The following is a 19,076-nucleotide window of genomic DNA, read 5'->3' as shown; positions in this document are numbered from 1 at the left end:
ATCAATGAGTCTGGACCCTAGCGTGTATTTATTTGATGCGAACATCTTTATTGAGGCCAAAAATCGCTACTATGCATTTGATCTTGTTCCCGCATTTTGGAGTTGGATGGAGCGTGTGGTCGGTGAGGATGTGAGAACAATCATACCCGTGCGCGATGAACTTCTAGTCAAAGACGATGAACTTGGGAACTGGTTCAAAGCTCGCAAAAATGCGGATTGGATACTGCCTGTTGATGATGAGCAAACGCAGCTAGCCTTTGCCCACATTGCTGCGGAGTTAAGTACATCGGACTACAACACACCCGGCGTCGAGAAATTTCTCTCTGGCGCAGATCCGTGGCTTATAGCAAAAGCTGAGGTCCTTGGCGGTATAATCGTAACGCACGAAGTACCTATCGTCGGAGCTAAAAAACGAGTGCCACTGCCAAATTTATGCGTTTCTCGAAATATTTCCTGCATAAATACTTTCGATATTATGAGAAAAAAGTTCGCCAAGTTTTGACACGGAACACACTGCCCCCCTACTCCGGCTGAAACAACCGCTCGATCTCGTCCATCACGTCGTCCATCAAGCCCCCGCTGCGCGCGTGGGGGCCGGTGAATTTCAGCGACCAGCCACCGATGCATTTCTCTCGCCTTATCGTCAGCCCCTGTTTCAGGGTCAGCAGCCGACGCGGGCGGCCGGGTTTGGTGGGGGTGGGGTCGGACTCGGGGGCTAGGGCTTCGGTCAGGGTGGGGAGCAGGGCGGCCCATTGGCTGGGCAGGCTGGCGCGACGGTTTTCCTTTAGAATCTGGTGGATGAGGTCGGTGAGGCCGCCGCGCAGGCAGGCGGCGAGGCGCTCGATCTGGCTTTGCGAGAGCAGTTCGGGGGTGGTGAAACAGTGCTCCAACTCCTCTGCCACAAGGGCGAGGGTGCGCAGGCGGGTGCGTTTTTGTTTGCTGGCGGTGGGGTGCAGGGCGGCGATGGCGGCGTCGATGCTGGGGAACAGGTCTTGGGTGACGCAGGTGGCGAGGGTGAGGCCCCTCTCCCACGGGGTGAGGTTTTCGCGGATTTCGTTTTCGGCGATCATTTGCGCCATCGCGTCGGGGATCGAGGCGGGGGTGCGCAGGAAGGCGGGGATGGTGGTGTGCAAGCTGGGGTTGCGGCTGTGCAGCAGGCGGGTGGCGGTGAGGCGGCGCAGGCAGGAGATCAGGCCGTAGCGGTGGGTCTCGGTCGGTTGGGAAAGCGCCCAGACCTCGATGGGTTGGCGCAGGCCGTCGCGGTGGATGGATTGGGCGAGGTCTTCGAGGGCTGCGGTGTCGAGGTGGGAGCGGTCGCGCAGCAGGGCTTGGTCGAGGATTTCGGCGGTGGGGATCTGGGTGATTTCGGTGGTGATCATGTGGCCTCCTGTTCGGGTCAGGGTGCCGGGGCGTGGTTAAGGTTGGGTTTGTTGGGCGTTCTGTAGGATGTGGGGGTGGTCGTGCAGGTAGATGCGCAGCCAGGGGGTGAAGATTTCTGGGGTGGTTTGGGTGTCGTGCAGGAGTTTCGGGAGCGGGACCCAGGCGGTGGTGAGGACTTCGTGTGGGTTTGGGGTGATTTTGAGGGTGCGGGGGGCTTGGGCGGTGAAGATGTCGACGACTTCGTGTTCGATCATGTCGGGGGGGACGGGGGCGCGGTATTCGACTTGGCCGGCGGGGGTGAGGGTTAGGTTTGATAGCCCTAGTTCTTCGTTCAGGCGGCGGTGGGCGCAGGTTATTGGGGCTTCGTCCCAGTGCGGGTGGGTGCAGCAGGTGTTCGCCCAGAGGCCGGGGGTGTGGTATTTCGATAGCGCGCGTTGTTGGATCAGGATGTGGTCACCCGAGAGGACGAAGACCGAGACGGCTTTGTGGCGCAGGCCTAGGCGGTGGACCTCTAGCTTGTCGGTGGGGGTGAGGGTGCCGTTGATCCAGGCGGGGATGAGCGTCATGACGGGCCTTGGGGTTGTTTGGGTGGTGATGGCGGGGCGTGTGGGGGAATGCAAGCGATGACTGCGGTGGAGGGCGGCGTGTTGGGGCGGGCCGAGGTTATGGCCTTGGCGGGGCCTGCGGTGTTGCGCGGGTGTGATATGGAGGGGGCGGATCTGGCGGGAGTGGATCTGTCGGGGTGGCGGTTTGAGCGCTGTAGCTTGAAGGCGGTGAATTTTATTGGGGCGGTGCTGGAGGGGGTGGCGTTTGTCGGCTGCAGGGCTGGGTTCGCGCGGTTTGCGGCGGCTCGGCTGGGGGAGGCGGTGCTGCAGGGCTGCGATTTCAACAATGCGGGGTTTGAAGGAGCGGTGCTGACCGGGGCGCGGATTGAGGGCTGCAAGCTGACCGGGGCGGATTTGGCCAAGGCGGGGACTTTGGGGCTGGTGTTGGTCGATACGCTGCTGGCGGATGCGCGGCTGCGGGGGGTGGTTTTGCGCCGTGCGGTGCTGGAGGGGGTGGATTTCTCGGGCGCGGATTTGGCGGGCTGCGATTTCCGCGAGGCGGTGTTTGAGCGCTGTTCGCTGCGCGAGGCCCATGTGAGCGGGGCGCGGTTTGAGGGTGCCGATTTAAGGGGTGCCGATTTGGGCGGATTGAAGATCGCCGATGCGGGCAAGTTTCGCGGCGCGGTCGTGTCGCGCAAACAGGCGGCGGAACTGGTGGCGCAGTTGGGCTTGGTGGTGGCTTGAGGGGTCGAGCGGCGCATCGGGCGGCGCGGTGAACCCGCCCTACCCATAGGCGCTTAGCCCGGAACATGCAGGATGATGCCGTCGAGCGCTTCGGTCATTTTGATCTGGCAGGATAGGCGGGAAGTGGGTTGGCGGTCGGCGTCGGTGACGTCGAGCATGTCATCTTCGAAGGTACTGGGTCGGCCTACGCGGCTGGTCCATGCGGGATCAACGACGACGTGGCAGGTGGCGCAGGACAGCGAGCCGCCGCATTCGCCGATCACGTTGGGGATATTGTTGGCGACGGCGGCTTCCATCAGGTTGAGGCCGGGTTTGACCTCGGCGGTGACGGTTTTGCCGTTGGGGAGGTGCCAGGTGGCTTGCATTTCAGGCTCCGGTTTGGCGGAGATGCCGGGGGCAAGCCCCCGGGACCCCCGGGATATTTAGACCAATGTGAAGGGCTGGAGGGTTGGTTTGCAGTTTTTAGCGCGGCCCGCTTGGACGTTTACCGATTTGAAAGCATTGGCGGGTTACAGATACCAAATGTACCAATCGCGCAGGGCGTCGGGGGAAAGAGCGGCGGTTTTTTCGACTTCGGCGCGTTTCATATAAAGGTGGTTTTCGACCAAGCCCGCGCCCACGGCCGTGGTGAGGATGGCGTCGGAGTCCAGATCATTGAGGGCGTCGGAGAGGGAGGCCGCGGTGCCGTGTTTGGCATCGTTGGAAGAGAAGCCGTTGCCGGATTCCATCGGTTGTAAAGCGTAGTGGTTTTCATAGCCGAGCAGCGCGGCTTGCAAGACAGTTGCCACGGCAGTGTAGGGATTGGCGGCAGCGTCAGCCATGCGGTGTTCGAGGCGGGCTTTCTTGCCGCCCTCGGCGCTCAGCCGCACGGTGACGTTGCGGTTGTCACCGCCCCAGTTGCACCAATAGCCCGACAGGCTGGCGGGCTGCAGGCGGTTATAGGATTGGGCGTTGGGGGCGATCAGGCCGGCCATAGCTTTGTGATGCTGCATCCATCCGGCGATGCAGCCTTTGGCGAGCGGGTTGAGGTTGGCAGGGTCGCCATGATCGCCATTGGCCAGCGCGTTGTGGTCTTTGGCATCGGTGAGCGACAGGTTGATATGCATGCCGTTGCCGCCCTTCCCGGGGATCGGTTTCGGCAGGAAAGTCAGGATAATGCCATGATCCCAGGCGATCTCTCGGGCCATTTGGCGAAACAGCACGACGGTATCAACGTGTTGGACAGCGCTGTTGAACGTGAGGGTGAATTCATATTGCGGCGTGTCATATTCGGCGGTGATCAGATCCAGCGGCAGGCCGATGTCTTGAGCTTTGTTCCAGATTGCATCGGTGAAACGACGCGGGTCGGTGAAGTTTCCGGTGCCGTAGACCACGCCGCCGGGGGTGTCATAGGGCACGATCTGGCCATCATCGCGGCGGATGAAGGCGTAAGCCTCCAACTCGATTCCGACTTTCGGGGTCAGCCCGTGTTTCTCCCACGCGGCGACGGCGCGCTTCAGGGCGGTGCGCGGGCACATCGGGATCGGCGTGCCGTCGGCGGCATAGAGGTCTCCGGTGACGACTTTGGTGTTCGGCTCCCAACCTTGACGGATTTCGTTGCCGTTCCAGCGCAGGGTCATGTCGGGGAGGCCTTCGAGACACATGGTGCCGGGAGCCTCAATCAGCAGGTCTTTGTCGTAATGCACCGAAAACGTCGGGCGGGCGAAGCGGCTTTCATCGTCTTTTAACTTGCTGGCAGGCAGGTATTTGCCGCGCATGATTGAGAGGTGATCGCAAAACATCGCGCGCAGGCGCTGGGGGTGATCGGTCATGGTAACTCCCTGAGGCGGCTCTGATGGCCGCTTTTTTGGTCGCTTAGTTGAGCGTGACGGTGACGGGCAAGGATTTCAGACCGCCGACGAAATTCGAGCGCAGGTATTTGTGATCCCCGGCAGGTTCGATCTTGCGGATACGTTTGGCAAGTTCTTCGAACAGCACACGCACCTCTAAGCGGGCGAGCCACATGCCAAGGCAAACATGCGGGCCGCCTTGGCCGAACGCCATGTGGCGGTTGTTTTGGCGGGCGAGGTTGACGCGGCAAGGGGTGTCAAAGGCGTTCTCGTCGCGGTTGCCCGAGAGCCACCAATAAACCACCTTTTGCCCGGCTTTGATCTGCTTGCCGTGGTAGTCGAAATCACGGGTGGCGGTGCGGCGGAAATAGATCGCGGGAGTGGCCCAGCGGATGATTTCATCGGGGGCGGTGTCCCAGACAGTGTCGGTTTGCAGCAGGGGCAACAGTTCGGGCTGATGGGCGAGGGCTTGCAGGCCCGCGGCGATGGAATAGCGGGTGGTGTCGTTGCCCGCAGCGACCAACAGGCAGAAGAAATTGCGGAATTCATGTTCGGGCATGGTGGTGCCATCGGCGGCGGGTTCCATGATCAGCGGCAGGATGCCGGATCGGTCGCCCGAGGCGGCTTTGCGGGCCATCAGGTCTTTGGCATAGACGAAAAGTTCCGCGCCCGCTGGCGAGTTGAACGGCATCATGCGGAATTCGTCGGTGGTCATCTTGTCGAGGACATGGCTGGTGAAATCGGGGTCGGTGTTGGCGATCAGCGCATCGCCTTTGGCGACCAGCCACGGCAGATCGGCGTCGGGGGTGCCCATGATGCGGCCCAGCATCCGCATCGGCAGTTGGCGGGCGATTTCTGCGGTGGCGTCGAAAGTGAGTTTCGGCAGGGTGTGGTCAAGAATGTCGATGCAGATGTCGCGGATCACCTGTTCGAATTGCGCGATCACCGGGCGCGAGAAGGCTTTGGCGACGCGGATGCGGGTGGCCATATGCTCAGCCCCATCGGTTTCCTGAAAGGTGCGGCGGGCGAGGTATTCTTCGTAGCTCTGATCCTCGATGCGGATGCCACGGGCGGAGGACAGGAGGTCGGTTTGGCGGTTGAGTTCGAGAATGTCGGCGTGGCGGGTGACGGACCAGTAGTTTTCGCCTTGGGCATATTCCGTCCAGTGCATCGGATCATCGCGGCGCAGGCGGGCGAAGGTATTCAGCGGCGCGCCTTGTGCGAAGGCGTCATGGCTGGAAAGATCGGCATGGCCATCGTCGGTGGGGGTCCAGAGCGTCATTCATCCTCGCTTGCCATGTGGTCAATTTATAAATATGCTATACATGTTCATAAATATGTAAAGAGAAAGATTATGCATATTGCGGTGCTGGTGGCGAACACCGACGAGAGTGACTTTGCGCAGAGACATCCGAAAGATGGGGCGAAGTTCGCGGCACTGTTGCAGGGGTTGCGACCCGGTTGGCGGGTGAGTGCTTTTTCGGTGAAGGACGGGGATTTTCCGGCAGAAGCGGATCGGTTTGATGGCTGGATCATCACCGGCAGTCCGGCTTCGGTGCATGATTCTGACGCTTGGGTGGGGCGGTTGTTGGGGCTGATCAGGCAGATCGTGGCGCGCGGGGAACCGCTGTTTGGCGCGTGCTTTGGGCATCAGGCGATTGCTGTGGCCTTGGGGGGCGTGGTGGGCGAGAACCCCGGTGGCTGGGTGTTTGGCGCGGTGGAGACGATGATGGAAGGCGTACAGATACGGCTCTATGCGGCGCATAGAGAGCAAGTTCTGTGCGTGCCAGGCGGGGCGGTGGTGTTGGGGGGAAATGCTGATTGTGCGGTGGGGAGTTTTGCGATGGGGCGGCGGGTGCTGACCACGCAGTATCATCCCGAGATGACGCAGGGGTTCATGACGGCGTTGGTGGCAGAATATGCGGATAAATTGCCAGCGGAGGTGGCGGTGCAGGCGCGGACGAGTTTGGATGTGGCTGCAGATCGTGACGTGATCGCGGCCCGGATGGTGCGGTTCTTTGAGGAAGCTACCAGTTAAAAATTGAGCCTATGGGCCGTTTAGAGCATTTTATGAGGTTCCAAACCCGGTGCGATCCAGTGGCCAGACCGGACGGCGAACGCGGGTGTAGGGGCGCAGGTGGGCTTGCGGGGTGGCGAGGGCTCCGCTGTCGCAGACGATGACTTTGCCTGCAATCGGCTCGAAGGCGGCGCGGAAGTGTTGCATGGATTTCACCACCAGAAAGCGCTGGGTTGCGGGTTCGATGCCGAAAGTGCGGACTTGCATCAGATCGAGCATCTGGCCGGGTTGGGTGACGACCAGAATATCTATACCTTGAACGCGCAGCACGGCGGTGGGGCCGAAACTGTGGGTGATACCGCCGAGGATCGGGCCGTTGCCGGTATAGCTGCCATCCGACAGGTGGATGATTTCGCCCGTTACGTTCAGTGGGCCGCCGCCAAAGCTGGGGTCTTGCTTGCCACCGAGTGCGAGGGTGACATGATCGCCGACTTTGTGGCGATGCAGGATGGCTGCGGCCTGCGGGTCGATCATCGGGGCGAAAGCGCCGCTTGTGGCCTTGGCGTCAAACAGCGCCTGCAACAGCGCGGTGGCGTCGCCGTAGGCCCCTGCGCCGGGGTTGTCGGCGTAGTCGGCGATGATCAGCGGGCCTTTGCTGCTGTCAAAATCGCGGGCCTGCAGGGCGGCGGCGGCGGGGGTGAGGAAATCGTTTGATACAGAGTCGCGCTGCTGCCAAATCGTGTCGGCCAAGGCTTTGGAAATCTGTTGCGCGCGCGGGGCAGCGCTGGGGATGTTTTGGTCGTAGCTGACCAGAACGGTGGGGCCAGCTTCCAGAATATCAGCCTCGGCGAAGCCTGCGTTGATCGAGACGGCGAGGATGCCGGGCTCGGATTCGTGCTGCGTGGCGCGGGTATAAAGGGCGGCGGTTTGTGGCACATCGGTGCGGCCTGCGTTGGCTTCATCCAGCATCGACAGGTGGGCGCGCAGGGTAATGGGCCTCGTTTGGCCGCGTAGGGTCGCATCCAGCAGGCGAGCGGCGTGGCGGCCGGTTTCGCGCATGTCTATATGCGGATAGGTTTTGTAGCTGACCATGATCTGGGCTGCCGCGACCATCGCGGGCGTCACCATCGCGTGCAGATCGAGCGTGACGGCGATGGGCATATCCGGGCCGACGATGGCGCGCAGGCGGTGCAGGAGTTCGCCCTCGCCATCTTCGCAGAACGTCGGCACCATCGAGCCGTGCAGGCTGAGCAGGATGCCGTCGAGCGTGTCGCGATGTTGGCGCGCGCCGTCGCAGATCAGGCCCGCGATATGGTCAAACGCTGCGCGGGAGACGCGCGCGCCGGGGGTGGCGTGGGCGGAGACGGTGTGGGTGATTTGCCATCCCGCGCTGCGGCCGATGTCGAGGAAACCGGCGAGTTCTTCATTGACATCGCCGAAGCGGTCTATGGCCAGTTGGCCCTCGTCCAGCACATCGTTGCGGAAGTCTTGCAGGCTGGTTTCGCCGCGTTTGAAGGTGTTGCTTTCGTGAACGAAAGAGCCAGTCAGGATGTGGAAGGGCATGTTTGGGCTTTCAAAGCGCGTGGAAGCAGGCGGTGGGGTGAGTGGTTACGTCCAGCACGGGCCGCTCGGCGCGGCAACGGTCCGACGCGCGCGGGCAGCGCCCGGCAAAGGCGCAGCCGGGGGGGAGATCGAAGGGGCTGGGGATTTCACCGCTGAGGGGCGCGATGGCGCGGCGGCGGGTGGGATCGGGGGCGAAGCCGCTGTCGATCAGGGCGCGGGTGTAGGGGTGGCGGGGTTTGGCATGGGCGGTGGGCAGGACTTCGACCACAGCGCCGAGATACATCACCACGATACGGTCACAGAAATAGCGCACAAGGCCAAGGTCGTGGCTGATGAACAGGTAGGTCAGGCCCATCTGATCGCGCAGGCCCGCCAGCAAGTCGATGATTTGGGCCTGAATAGAGACATCTAAAGAGGCGGTTGGTTCATCGAGCACCACGAATTCGGGGCGCAGCGCGAGGGCGCGGGCGATGCCGACGCGTTGGCGTTGGCCGCCGGAGAGTTGGTGCGGGTGGCTGGTGGCCATTTCGGGCGGCAGACCGACGGCGGTGAGCATCTCGGCGATCTGACCGGGGGGTAGTGGACGACGTTGCACGGTGAAGGGTTCGGTCAGTACATCGGTGACGGAAAAGCGCGGGTCGAGCGAGGAATAGGGGTCTTGAAACACCATCGCCATGCGCTTACGGGCGGCGCGCAATGCGCTGGGGTTGAGGTGGGTCAGGTCGGTGCCGTCCATCAACACACGGCCAGAAGTAGGCTCTAACAAGCGCAAAACCAATCGGGCGAGGGTGGATTTGCCGCAGCCGCTTTCACCGACGACGCCAACAACTTCCCCTTTGGCGATGGTTAGGGACACATCGCGGACCGCGAGCATGGCGCGCGGACGTTTGAGGAAGCCGCCACCGGTTTGGAAGCGTTTGGTGAGGGCATCGATCTGCAGCATCGGGGCGGTCATTGCGCGGGCTCTGGCAGGTGCAGGCAGGCGGCTTGGCCATTGCCTCGGGTGGTCAGGGATGGGGTTTGCTGGGCACATTCGGCAGTGGTTTTGGCGCAGCGGGGATGGAAGCGGCAGCCTGTCGGGTATTGGTGGGCGGAGGGGACTGCGCCGGGGATGCCGCGCAGGGTGCCGCGCGCCATACCTTCTTGCGGGATGCAGGTGATCAGGGCTTTGGTGTAGGGATGCTGCGGAGCGGAGAAGATCGGGGCGACGGCACCTTCCTCTGCCAGACGGCCCGCATAGAGCACCGCCACCCGGTCGCAGATTTGCGCGACGACGCCCATGTCATGGGTGATCAGCAGCAGGGCGACGCCTTTTTCACGCATGAGGGCGGCGAGGATTTGGATGATTTGGGCCTGCACAGTGACGTCTAGCGCGGTGGTCGGCTCGTCCGCGACGATCAGTTCGGGGTCGCCTGCCAGAGCCATGGCGATGACGATGCGTTGCTTCATGCCGCCGGACAGCTGATGCGGCCAAGCCTCGGCCACGGCGGCCGCTTCGGGGATGCGCAGTTGGGTCAGCAGATCGAGGGTGCGGGCGCGGGCGGCTTGTTTGGTCAGGCCAAGATGCAGGCGCGAGACCACGTCGATCTGCGCGCCGATGCGCTGCACGGGATCAAGCGCGGTCATCGGGTTTTGGGTGACAAAGCCGATGCGGCGGCCACGCAGGGCGCGGCGTTGGGGGTCGGTTAGGCTCGCAACGTCTTGGCCGTCAAACCGCACCGAACCAGCGCTGACGCGACCGCCGATCAGGGGCAGCAGGCCCATTGCGGCCATGGCAGTCAGGGATTTGCCGGAGCCGCTTTCGCCGACGAGGCCGAGGGTTTGGCCGCGTTCTAGCTTTAGGCTAACGCCATCCAGCAACTGGGCCGAACCAATGGCAACGCTGACGTTTTGCAGTTCCAACAGCGCGCTCATACCGCCCTCCGCATCCGGGCGCGGATGTCGAGTTCGGCGATCAGCGCATCGCCGTAGAGGTTGATGGCGACGACGGTGATGGCGACGGCAAGGCCGGGGAAAATGATGATCCAGGGCGCTTTGAACACGAGGGCCGAGCCTGCCGACATCATGCCGCCCCAGGATGGGACGGGGGGTTGTGCGCCGAGGCCGAAGAAGCCGAGGGTGGCTTCCAAGATTATGGCGTCTCCGGTCGCCAGCATGGCGCTGACCAAGACGGGGGCGAGGGCGTTCGGCAGCAGGTGGCGGAACAGGATGTGGCCGTTGCCCGCGCCAAGGCTCGCGGCGGCTTCGATGAAGGTTTCGCCTTTCAGTGTCATGATCTGGGCGCGGGTCAGGCGGGTGAATTGCGCGAGATAGGCGACTGAAATGGCGACCATGGTGCCGGTGGTGCCGGGGCCGATGATGGCCACCAAGATGAGGGCGATCAGGATTTCGGGGAAGCTCCATGTCAGATCGACCACGGTTGTGACGGCGCGGTCGAACCAGCCGCCGAACCATGCGGCGGCGGCACCGAGGGTCATGCCGCAGAGGACGGAGATGGAAATGGCGATGCTGCTGACCGACAGCGAGGTGCGCGCGCCGTAGATCAGGCGGGTCAGCAGATCGCGACCGAATTCATCGGTGCCAAGCCAATGGACTGCCGAGGGGGGCTGCCACGCGGAGGGAAGCTCTTGAATATCATAGGCATAGGGGGTCAGCAGCGGGGCGGCGATAGCCGCGAGGATCACAAGGATCAGCCAAAGGCCAGCCGGGGCACCTGCGGGGCGGCTAAGCGCGCGGAGTGGGGCGGGGAGGGTCATGCGAGGGCCGCCCGGACGCGCGGGTCCATTGCGGCTTGTAGGATGTCGCCCAAGAGGGTGCCAAGCATAACGGCCATCGCCAGCATCAACAGGCAGGCTTGCACCACGGGGTAATCGTGTTGGCTGAGCGATTTAATCAGCAGGGTGCCAAGGCCGGGGCGGGCGAAGACGACCTCGACCGTCACCGCACCGCCTAAGATCCAGCCGATGCGCAGGGCGAGGATGGTGACTACTGGAATCAGCGCGTGGCGCAGGACGTGGCGGAGTTGGATGCGCAGGGCAGAGAGACCCTTGGCGTGCAGCAGGGTGACGAAATCGCGGCCAGAGGCTTCGATCATCGCGACGCGAGTGATGCGGGCGACGAGGGCGGTGCCGCCTAAGCCGATGGTCAGCACGGGTAAGACCAAGGCGCTGGCGCTGCGCGCGCCGGACACCGGGAACCAGCCGAGCCAGACCGAGAAAATCAGCATCAGGATCAGGCCAAGCCAGAAGCTGGGCATGGTGGAGCCAAGCAGGACTCCGCCCATTACGGCTCTATCCGGCCATTTGTCACGGTTTAGGGCGGCTAGAACGCCTAGGCCGACGCCGACCACGGAGGAGAACAGCAGCGCCAGCCCACCCAGCCGCAGCGAGTGCGGCAGGGCTTGCAGGATCAGATCAGACACCGGGCGGCGGGCGACGATGGCGGTACCGAGATCGCCCTGCATCACCCGGGACAGCCAGATGCCGTATTGCACGGGTAGGGGCTGATCGAGACCATATCGGGCTTCCATCTCGGCGCGAGCCGCGGGGGACGATCCGACCTTCAACAGATTGTCGACCGGATCGCCGGGGATGAAATGCAGGATCAGGAATATCACCAGCGAGACGGCAAGGAACACCGGCACAAGCATCAAGACCCGACGGATCAGATAAGAATACATGGCCGTGTCCCCTGCCCTGCGCCGTTATTCCTTCACTTCCATGTCCATCACTGCAACCGAACCCATCGCCGAGGCGTTCAGCACCTCGGGCATCACCAGACGGTCGGCGTTATAGGCGACGCTTTCGACCGGCTGATAGATCGGCGCCATCGGGAATTGGGTCAGCACATATTCATGGTAGGCAGTGAAGTTGGCGACCCGCTCGGCCATGTTTTTCGAGCCTGTCATGGCCGCTTTGCGCAGTTCTTCGGCTTTGGGATCGTTGAACATCGAGATGTTCGGATAGCCCAGACGGTCTGCGCCAAAGAACCAATCGACGATATCGGCATTGTCCCAATCATAGGACCGCACCGCGAGTTGCTGAGTGCCGGTTTTGTATTGATCGCGGATCATCGAGCTGTCGAAGGTGGTGATTTCGGCCTCTACGCCCACGGCTTTCAGCTGCGCTTGCACCACTTCGGTCAGACGGCGGAAGATGCTGTCGCTTTGGGTCCACAGGCTGACTTTCAGCGGCACACCGTCTTTGGCGCGGACACCATCGGCCCCCATCACCCAACCGGCTTCGTCCAGTAGGGCATTGGCGCGGGCGGGGTCGTAGTGGATTTTCGCGCTGTCTGCGACATGGCTTTCCGGCAGGGCGGAGATCAGGAAGGTGTCAGCAACCGAGCCGATGCCGCCGAACACCGAGGCCAGAATTTCTTCTTGGTTGATCGCTTTAGCCACAGCCTCGCGGACTTTGATATCATCGAAGGGGGCTTTGGTGACGTTGATCGGCATGTAGTACACGTCTTGGCCCGGAAGGGTCAAAACCGCAAGGTTAGGCTCTTTTTTGACCTCTGACAGCAGGTCAGCGGGCACACCCAGCAGCATGTCGACGCCACCAGTTTTCAGCTCCAGAAACGCGGTGGAATCCTCCGCGATTTCGCGGAAGGTGATTTTGGCTATATGAGCGGGCCCGGCGTTTTTCGCCAAGGGCGAGCCCCAAGTGTAATCGTCATTGCGCACCAGAACGGTTTCCTGGCCGACGGTGAAGCTTTCCAGCTTGAACGGGCCAGTGCCGTAAACCTCGGTCACACCGTAATTGTCGCCCAAGGCGGCGTAGGATTTCGGCTCGATCACCGACATAAAGCTGGAGGACAGGTTGTAGAGCATGTTTGGCTCTGGCCGCGCCATCACGAGCTTGACGGTCAGATCATCAACCACTTCGACCTTTGCAATGGCTTCGGTCATGTAGGCGTTTTCGCTGCCCTTGAAGGCTTCCAGCCACGGGCCGATGGTGGCGGCGTTGAACGGCTCGCCGTTGTGGAATTTCACACCCGGCTTCAGATGGAAGGTCCAGGACATGCCATCGGGGGCTTCTTCCCAGGATTCAGCCAGCCACGGATGATAGGACAGATCGGCCGCTTGGCTGACCATGCGGTCGAAGATCAGCGTGGTGGCTTTGTTCAGGTTGTTGGCTTTGATCGGGTTATAGGTGGGCGCGCCGACCTCGCTGGTGTTTAGCACGAACACGGCTTCTTGCGCGCTGACGGCTTGGGCGGCGAACAGCGCGAACAGGCTGACGCTGGCGGAGAGAAGCGTTTTGCGGATACTCATGGTCATGGCAGATCCTCCTTTGTTGGTTTTTTGTTTGTTATGTTGTGGGCTTGGTGGGGCCGCGGGCCGAGCCGATATGGCCGATAAAGCTGCCGTGTAGAGCCGAGACGCGGGCCATGCGCGCCTCTACCTGCGCGCCGAGTTCGCGGAAAACGCCGTTGATCATCAGGCCTATCAGCGAGGACATCGCCGAGGTGGCGTCCCAGAAATGGTTCAGATCGGTGGGCACGGCGAAGACTTCGGTGACGGTGTCATGCGCCCATGCGCAATAGGGATCGGTGATCAGCGTCACCGGGATGCCCGCATCGCGCGCGGCCAAGGCCAGATCGCGGGTCAGGCGGGAATAGCGGCGGGCATCAATCAGAACGAGGGTGGTTTCGCCGGGATCGTCCAGCAAAACTTCGGCAAAGTGGCCGGCGGCGACATCGCACAGATGCACGCCCGCACGCAGGTATTGCAGGTTGTGGGCGAGTTCGGCAGCGCGACCGCGTTCGGTCTGAAAGCCTGCGACCCAGACCGAGCGACGGTGCGACAGGCGCTTGACGGTGGCATCAAAGGCAGGGCTGGCGGCCATTTCGTAGACCGCGACAAGCGCGGCCATCTCGCGTTCCAGCGCGCGCGAAAGCTCGGCATTGCCGCTGTGGCTGCGGCGATGGAAATCTTGCAGCCGATCGCCGATCAGCCACGCGGTATCACCCAGATCAAGCTGGAGGCTGCCTTTGAGGTCTTTCAGATGGCGATAGCCCAAGGTGCGGCAGAACCGGCCGACCGTCGCCTCTGACACTCCGACCTTTGCCGCGACCGAAGCGGCGGTTTCAAACGGCAGCGATTGCAGATTGGCCAGCAGAAACCCGGCAATGGCGCGATCTGACGGGGTGCCATCGGCGTGCGCCGCCGTCAGGCGTTGCCGCAGATCGCCCAAGGCGGCGGTCTGGACTTCCGAAAAAGGCGGGTCGTCTTGCGGCAAATCCGGGGTTCCTTTTGGGTATCCCGAAAGACTGTCAGGATTCTGTCATTCGGTCAATCTTGCAAGTAAACTGAAATAAATCTAGCGTGACGGCACCGCTGACAGGAGGCCAGCCATGACCCAGACCCTCGCGCCTTTGCGCATTGACGCCGCCGATCTGCGCCTTGTGCGCCTGCCACTGGTGACGCCGTTCACCATTGCCACCGGCACGATGACTGAGAAGGTTTTTCCGCTGCTGGTGCTGAAAGCCGATGGGATTGAGGGCTATGCCGAAGGCGTGATGGACCCGCTGCCAGATTATCTGGAGGAAACCGTGGCGGGGGCGATGGGGCTGTTGCGCGATGTGTTGCTGCCGCAACTGGTCGGACAAAGCTTTGCGCATCCGCAGGAATTGGCGCGCAAGCTGGTGCCGTGGCGGGCGAACCATATGGCGAAGGCCACGGTCGAGATGGCGTTCTGGGATCTGTGGGCGAAGTCGCTGAACTTGCCACTGCAAAGCGTCCTGGGTGGGTCGGGCGATGCGATTGATGTTGGGGTCTCATTGGGGATCGGGCCGATTGCCACGACGATGCAGCGGATCGCCAGCCATCTGGAGCAGGGCTATCAACGGATCAAGTTAAAGGTGAAACCGGGGCATGATCTTGAATTGCTGCGGGCGGCGCGGGCGGAATTTCCCGACGCACATCTGACGGTGGATGCTAATTCCTGCTATACTTTGGCCGATACCGCGCTGTTGCAGCAGATGGATGGGTTTGATCTGGACTATATTGAGCAGCCGCTGGCTTGGGATGACATTCACGACCATGCCACGCTGCAAACCCGGCTGCGCACGTCGATCTGTCTGGATGAATGTATCCGCACCGTCGATCATACCCGCAAGGCCCTGCAAACGGGGGCGGCACGGGTGATCAATATCAAGGTGGGCCGGGTTGGCGGCTATACCAACGCCTTGCGCATCCATGATCTGTGTGAGGCGTTTGCGGTGCCGGTCTGGTGCGGCGGAATGCTGGAATCAGGGATAGGGCGGGCGCATAATATCCATTTGTCCACCCTGCCGAATTTCACCAAGCCGGGCGATACCTCATCCGCCAGCCGCTATTTCACCCGCGACATTATCGCGCAAAAGCTGGAAACCGTGGCAGGGCGGATGCCGGTGCCGCAGGGGGCGGGGATTGGGGTGAGCCTTGATCTCGATTACCTGAAAACCGCCACGCTCAGCTTTGAAAGCATCACGGCATGAGCGAGTTTACCTTTCGCGACCTGGCGGGCATGGACGAGTTTCGCGCCGCTGAAGACTTGCAGCGCAGCGTCTGGGGCGCGGGGGATCAGCCCGATCCGGCCGATCTGATGATGGTGGTGCAGGGCTTGGGCGGGTTGGTTGGCGGGGCTTTTGCGGGCGATGTGTTGATGGGCTATATCTTTGGCCTGCCGTCGCGCGACACTGCGGTACAGCATTCGCATCGCTTGGCGGTGCTGCCTGAAGCGCGCGGGTTTGGGCTGGGCGTGCGGTTGAAATTCTATCAGCGCGACTGGTGTTTGGCGCGGGGTATTGCGCTGGTGCAATGGACCTATGATCCCTTGCGCCACGTCAACGCGGCACTGAATATTCACCGTCTGGGCGCGCAATCGGGCCGCTATCTGGTGGATTATTATGGCGAGATGGAGGGGATCAATCGCGGCATCGCCTCGGACCGTTTGTTGGTCGATTGGGTGCTTGATTCAGAGGTGGTCGCGGCGCGGGCTTTGGGGGATGTTGATATGAGCGTTTATGGCGAGGTTTTAGCGTTGGCTTTGCCGCAGGACCTCGACGCGCTGTTGGCACAGGATATGGCAGCGACCTCGGCCCTGCGGATACAGTTGCGGCAGGCGTTGCAAGAGCGGATGGCGCGGGGGCAGCGGATCGTCGGGTTTGACAAGCAAAGCCGCTGCTACCGTCTGGCGTAGACCGACGCACCAGGTTGCGGCGCGTCGGGATGTTGGTTCAGATTTCCCGCACCAACCGCAAGGCGTCATAGATCGCGGCGTGGATGTTGCGGGCCTCTACCGCGTCACCGATGCGGAACAGTTGGAAGCCTGCGGGACCGCCGCCATAGGTTTGCGGCTGGCCTGCGATGAAAGCCTCGTAATCGACAGCGCCTTGGTTGACGGATTTCGGTTTGAGATCAAAGTAGATGTCGGCCAAGGGCTGGGTGCCGTGGTTGACGACAATTTGATCGTAATGCGCGGTTTTGCCCAGGGTCATATAGTCGGAATCGACGGTAGCTTTGATCTGGTTGCCGTCTTTCTCCACTCCGGTCAGGCGATACGTCACGGTAAAGGTGACGGGTTTATCCTGCAGCGCACGCATGTAGGGCACGAGGTTCATCGCCATCACATCCGGCGCAAAGGTGCGGTCGGGGGTCATGATTTCGACTTTTGCTCCGGCTTCGGCGAGGGTCTGCGCGGCTTGCAGGGCGGCGTGATCACCCGCGTCGTCGTAGAGCAGAACGTTGCTGCCGGGTTTCACATCGCCGGACAGGATATCCCAAGCCGAAACGGTCAGGTCATTGCCGAATTTCAGGATGTCTTTTTCTGGCATCCCACCCGTGGCGATGATCACCACATCGGGGTTTTCTGCGAGAATCTCAGCGGCTTCAGCCCAAGTGTTGAAGCGGAACTCTACCCCAAGCGCCGCGCATTGCGCCATGCGCCAGTCGATGATGCCGATCAATTCGGCGCGGCGTTTGGTTTGGGCGGTGAGGCGGACTTGGCCGCCGGGTTGGCTTGCTGCCTCAAACACGGTGACTTTGTGGCCACGCTCGGCGGCGACGCGGGCGGCCTCAAGCCCTGCCGGACCGGCACCGACCACCACCACTTGCCGCTTGGTTATGGCTGGGGCGATGGCATGCGGTTGGGTTTCTTCGCGCCCCGTTGAGGGGTTGTGGATGCACAAAGCCATGCCACCTTGGTAAATGCGGTCAAGGCAATAGGTGGCACCGACGCAGGGGCGAATGTCATCCTCGCGGCCCTCGACGATCTTTTGCACCACATGCGGATCGGCCATATGGGCGCGGGTCATGCCGACCATATCCAGCTGGCCCGAGGCGATGGCGTGGCGGGCTGTGGCGACATCGGGGATGCGGGCGGCGTGGAAGGTGGGCAGGCCGACCTCGGCGCGGATGCGGCCTGCGAAGTCCAGATGCGGCGCGGATTTCATGCCGTGAATCGGGATCACATCGGTCATCGCGGGGTCGGTATGGATACGGCCTTTGATGATGTTCAGGAAATCAACGAGCCCCGAGTCGCGGAACATTTTACCGATTTCGACGCCTTCATCGGCGGAGATGCCGCCCTGTTCGACCTCATCTGCGGTGTAGCGGACGCCGAGCAGGAAGTTTTCCCCGACCCGCTTGCGACAGGCGGCGAGCACATCCATCGCGAAACGGGCGCGGTTCTCCAAAGACCCGCCATAGGGGGCGGCGAGGCTGTTGGTGAAGGGCGACATGAATTGGTCCATCAAATGGCCGTAACATTCGAACTCGACGCCATCGAGGCCGGCTTCTTTCATACGTTCCGCTGCATCGGCGTAGTCTTGGATGATGCGCTCGATGTCCCAGTCTTCGATCACCTTCGGGAAGGCGCGGTGGCTGGGTTCGCGGGCGGAACTGGCACCAACAACCGGCAGCCAATCGCCTTTGTCCCAGCGGGTGCGACGGCCCAAATGGGTCAATTGGATCATCACGGCGGCGCCCGCCTCGTGGCAATCATCGGTGAGTTTTTTCATCCAAGCCACGACTTCATCCTTATAGGCGAGGATGTTGTTGAACACTGGGGGGCTGTCTTTCGACACCGCTGCCGAGCCTGCGGTCATCGTCAGGGCAACGCCCGCCTTAGCGCGTTCGAGGTGGTAGAGGCGGTAGCGATCCTTCGGCATCCCGTCCTCGGGGTAGGCCGGTTCGTGACTGGTGGTCATGATGCGATTGCGCAGGGTCAGGTGCTTGAGCTTGTAGGGTTGCAGCAGGGGATCGGCGGACATTTTGGCCTCGCGGGGGCTGGGGTTTTTGGCAGCAAAACAGAAATCGACATATGTGTCAAGTTTTCTTGTCTGGTGGTTGATATGCGCAGGCGCGGGCTTTAGGTTGGGACCATGAGCATGGAACAAACATCGGAACGTGGTTGGCGCGGCACGCCGGAAGTGTGGCTGGACGCGGCCTATAACTTGCTGGTTGATGGCGGGGTTGAGGCGGTGAAGGTGATGCCTTTGGCCGCCAAGCTGGGGCTGTCGCGCACCAGCTTCTATTGGCATTTCGCGGATCGCGAGGCGCTTTTGGCCGGGCTGATCGCGCGTTGGCAAAGCCAAAACACTGCCAATCTGATCGCCCGCACGCAGGCCCCGGCGCAGACGATTGCGGAGGCCATGCTGAACGTCAACGATTGCTGGATCACGCCGGCGCTGTTTGACAGCCGGATGGAGTTTGCGATCAGGACTTGGGCGCTGACGGATAGCGCTCTGGCAGAGGTGTTGAAGGCGGCGGATTTGGCGCGGCTTCAGGCTCTAACTGCCATGTTCGAGACGTTTTCTTACCCGCAACATGAGGCTCGGGTGCGGGCGCAGACTGTGTATCTGACGCAGGTGGGATATATCTCAATGCGGACCGAGGAATCGCTGGAGTTCCGGCTGCACAACATCCCAGACTATGTGCTGATCTTCACCGGGAAAGCGCCGACAGCGGCAGAGCTGGCAGCTTTTCGGGCGCGTAATCAGGCGGGTTAGAGC

19 protein-coding genes are annotated in these 19,076 nt (G+C 61.9%); 6 read left to right on the top strand and 13 right to left on the bottom strand.

The window, feature by feature from the left end; genetic code table 11:
* Positions 1–22: 22 nt before the first annotated feature.
* On the top strand, positions 23–502 hold the full coding sequence (locus tag ACS5RD_RS03520; protein ID WP_489930018.1) for a DUF4411 family protein: 480 nt from the start codon (positions 23–25) through the stop codon (positions 500–502).
* 19 nt (positions 503–521) lie between these two features.
* Here the strand turns inward: ACS5RD_RS03520 and ACS5RD_RS03515 are convergent, their stop codons facing one another.
* Together ACS5RD_RS03515 and idi are read right to left on the bottom strand one after the other, a co-directional pair.
* Positions 522–1,379 (bottom strand): ParB/RepB/Spo0J family partition protein, encoded by an 858-nt coding sequence (locus tag ACS5RD_RS03515; RefSeq protein ID WP_489930017.1) that lies wholly within the window; start codon positions 1,377–1,379, stop codon positions 522–524.
* Positions 1,380–1,415: 36 nt separating this feature from the next.
* Positions 1,416–1,946, bottom strand: coding sequence for an isopentenyl-diphosphate delta-isomerase (idi, locus tag ACS5RD_RS03510; RefSeq protein ID WP_489930016.1), 531 nt, complete (start codon positions 1,944–1,946; stop codon positions 1,416–1,418).
* Positions 1,947–2,003: 57 nt separating this feature from the next.
* Here idi and ACS5RD_RS03505 point away from each other — a divergent pair, with 57 nt between their 5' ends.
* A complete protein-coding gene (locus ACS5RD_RS03505; protein WP_489930015.1) occupies positions 2,004–2,669 on the top strand; it encodes a pentapeptide repeat-containing protein in 666 nt (221 codons plus the stop codon).
* 53 nt (positions 2,670–2,722) lie between these two features.
* Here ACS5RD_RS03505 and ACS5RD_RS03500 read toward each other — a convergent pair whose 3' ends face one another.
* The 3 genes from ACS5RD_RS03500 to ACS5RD_RS03490 form a co-directional block, all read right to left on the bottom strand.
* Positions 2,723–3,034, bottom strand: coding sequence for a 2Fe-2S iron-sulfur cluster-binding protein (locus tag ACS5RD_RS03500; protein WP_489930014.1), 312 nt, complete (start codon positions 3,032–3,034; stop codon positions 2,723–2,725).
* A gap of 144 nt (positions 3,035–3,178) precedes the next feature.
* Entirely contained in the window at positions 3,179–4,480 is a 1,302-nt protein-coding gene (locus ACS5RD_RS03495) for a type I glutamate--ammonia ligase (protein WP_489930013.1), read from the bottom strand.
* Positions 4,481–4,523: 43 nt separating this feature from the next.
* Complete coding sequence (locus ACS5RD_RS03490; protein ID WP_489930012.1) at positions 4,524–5,780, bottom strand: cytochrome P450; 1,257 nt, start codon at positions 5,778–5,780, stop codon at positions 4,524–4,526.
* Between the two features lie 72 nt (positions 5,781–5,852).
* Here ACS5RD_RS03490 and ACS5RD_RS03485 point away from each other — a divergent pair, with 72 nt between their 5' ends.
* Complete coding sequence (locus tag ACS5RD_RS03485; RefSeq protein ID WP_489930011.1) at positions 5,853–6,536, top strand: type 1 glutamine amidotransferase; 684 nt, start codon at positions 5,853–5,855, stop codon at positions 6,534–6,536.
* 30 nt (positions 6,537–6,566) lie between these two features.
* On the opposite strand, the gene ACS5RD_RS03480 is transcribed toward ACS5RD_RS03485, so the two are convergent.
* From ACS5RD_RS03480 to ACS5RD_RS03450, 7 genes are read right to left on the bottom strand one after another with little or no spacing between them, the layout of a single operon-like run.
* Complete coding sequence (locus tag ACS5RD_RS03480; protein WP_489930010.1) at positions 6,567–8,078, bottom strand: M81 family metallopeptidase; 1,512 nt, start codon at positions 8,076–8,078, stop codon at positions 6,567–6,569.
* A 10-nt stretch (positions 8,079–8,088) separates the two neighbouring features.
* Positions 8,089–9,021, bottom strand: a complete 933-nt coding sequence (locus ACS5RD_RS03475) for an ABC transporter ATP-binding protein (RefSeq protein ID WP_489930009.1) — start codon at positions 9,019–9,021, stop codon at positions 8,089–8,091.
* Between the two features lie 8 nt (positions 9,022–9,029).
* Complete coding sequence (locus ACS5RD_RS03470; RefSeq protein ID WP_489930008.1) at positions 9,030–9,992, bottom strand: ABC transporter ATP-binding protein; 963 nt, start codon at positions 9,990–9,992, stop codon at positions 9,030–9,032.
* A complete protein-coding gene (locus ACS5RD_RS03465; protein WP_489930007.1) occupies positions 9,989–10,834 on the bottom strand; it encodes an ABC transporter permease in 846 nt (281 codons plus the stop codon). Before ACS5RD_RS03465 ends, ACS5RD_RS03470 begins: the two co-directional genes overlap by 4 nt.
* A complete protein-coding gene (locus ACS5RD_RS03460; protein WP_489930006.1) occupies positions 10,831–11,757 on the bottom strand; it encodes an ABC transporter permease in 927 nt (308 codons plus the stop codon). The genes ACS5RD_RS03465 and ACS5RD_RS03460 overlap by 4 nt, the downstream gene beginning before the upstream one ends.
* Positions 11,758–11,781: 24 nt before the next feature.
* Positions 11,782–13,359 carry an ABC transporter substrate-binding protein gene (locus tag ACS5RD_RS03455; RefSeq protein ID WP_489930005.1) on the bottom strand — a complete coding sequence of 526 codons (1,578 nt, stop codon included), beginning with the start codon at positions 13,357–13,359 and terminating at the stop codon, positions 11,782–11,784.
* 31 nt (positions 13,360–13,390) lie between these two features.
* Positions 13,391–14,320, bottom strand: a complete 930-nt coding sequence (locus ACS5RD_RS03450; RefSeq protein ID WP_489930004.1) for a MurR/RpiR family transcriptional regulator — start codon at positions 14,318–14,320, stop codon at positions 13,391–13,393.
* A gap of 115 nt (positions 14,321–14,435) precedes the next feature.
* On the opposite strand from ACS5RD_RS03450, the gene menC reads away from it, so the two are divergent.
* Positions 14,436–15,560, top strand: a complete 1,125-nt coding sequence (gene menC, locus ACS5RD_RS03445; protein WP_489930003.1) for an o-succinylbenzoate synthase — start codon at positions 14,436–14,438, stop codon at positions 15,558–15,560.
* Positions 15,557–16,264 carry a GNAT family N-acetyltransferase gene (locus ACS5RD_RS03440; RefSeq protein WP_489930002.1) on the top strand — a complete coding sequence of 236 codons (708 nt, stop codon included), beginning with the start codon at positions 15,557–15,559 and terminating at the stop codon, positions 16,262–16,264. The genes menC and ACS5RD_RS03440 overlap by 4 nt, the downstream gene beginning before the upstream one ends.
* 37 nt (positions 16,265–16,301) lie before the next feature.
* On the opposite strand, the gene ACS5RD_RS03435 is transcribed toward ACS5RD_RS03440, so the two are convergent.
* The gene (locus ACS5RD_RS03435; RefSeq protein ID WP_489930001.1) at positions 16,302–18,335 is read right to left on the bottom strand and encodes an oxidoreductase; all 2,034 of its coding nucleotides are present in this window, start codon (positions 18,333–18,335) and stop codon (positions 16,302–16,304) included.
* A 111-nt stretch (positions 18,336–18,446) separates the two neighbouring features.
* Here ACS5RD_RS03435 and ACS5RD_RS03430 point away from each other — a divergent pair, with 111 nt between their 5' ends.
* Positions 18,447–19,073 carry a TetR/AcrR family transcriptional regulator gene (locus ACS5RD_RS03430; protein WP_328287147.1) on the top strand — a complete coding sequence of 209 codons (627 nt, stop codon included), beginning with the start codon at positions 18,447–18,449 and terminating at the stop codon, positions 19,071–19,073.
* The last annotated feature ends 3 nt before the right edge of the window (positions 19,074–19,076 follow it).

This window comes from Cypionkella sp. PAMC25878 (assembly GCF_058135695.1).
The sequence above is the reverse complement of the archived record's forward strand: the minus strand, read 5'-3'. Positions and strand labels throughout refer to the sequence as shown.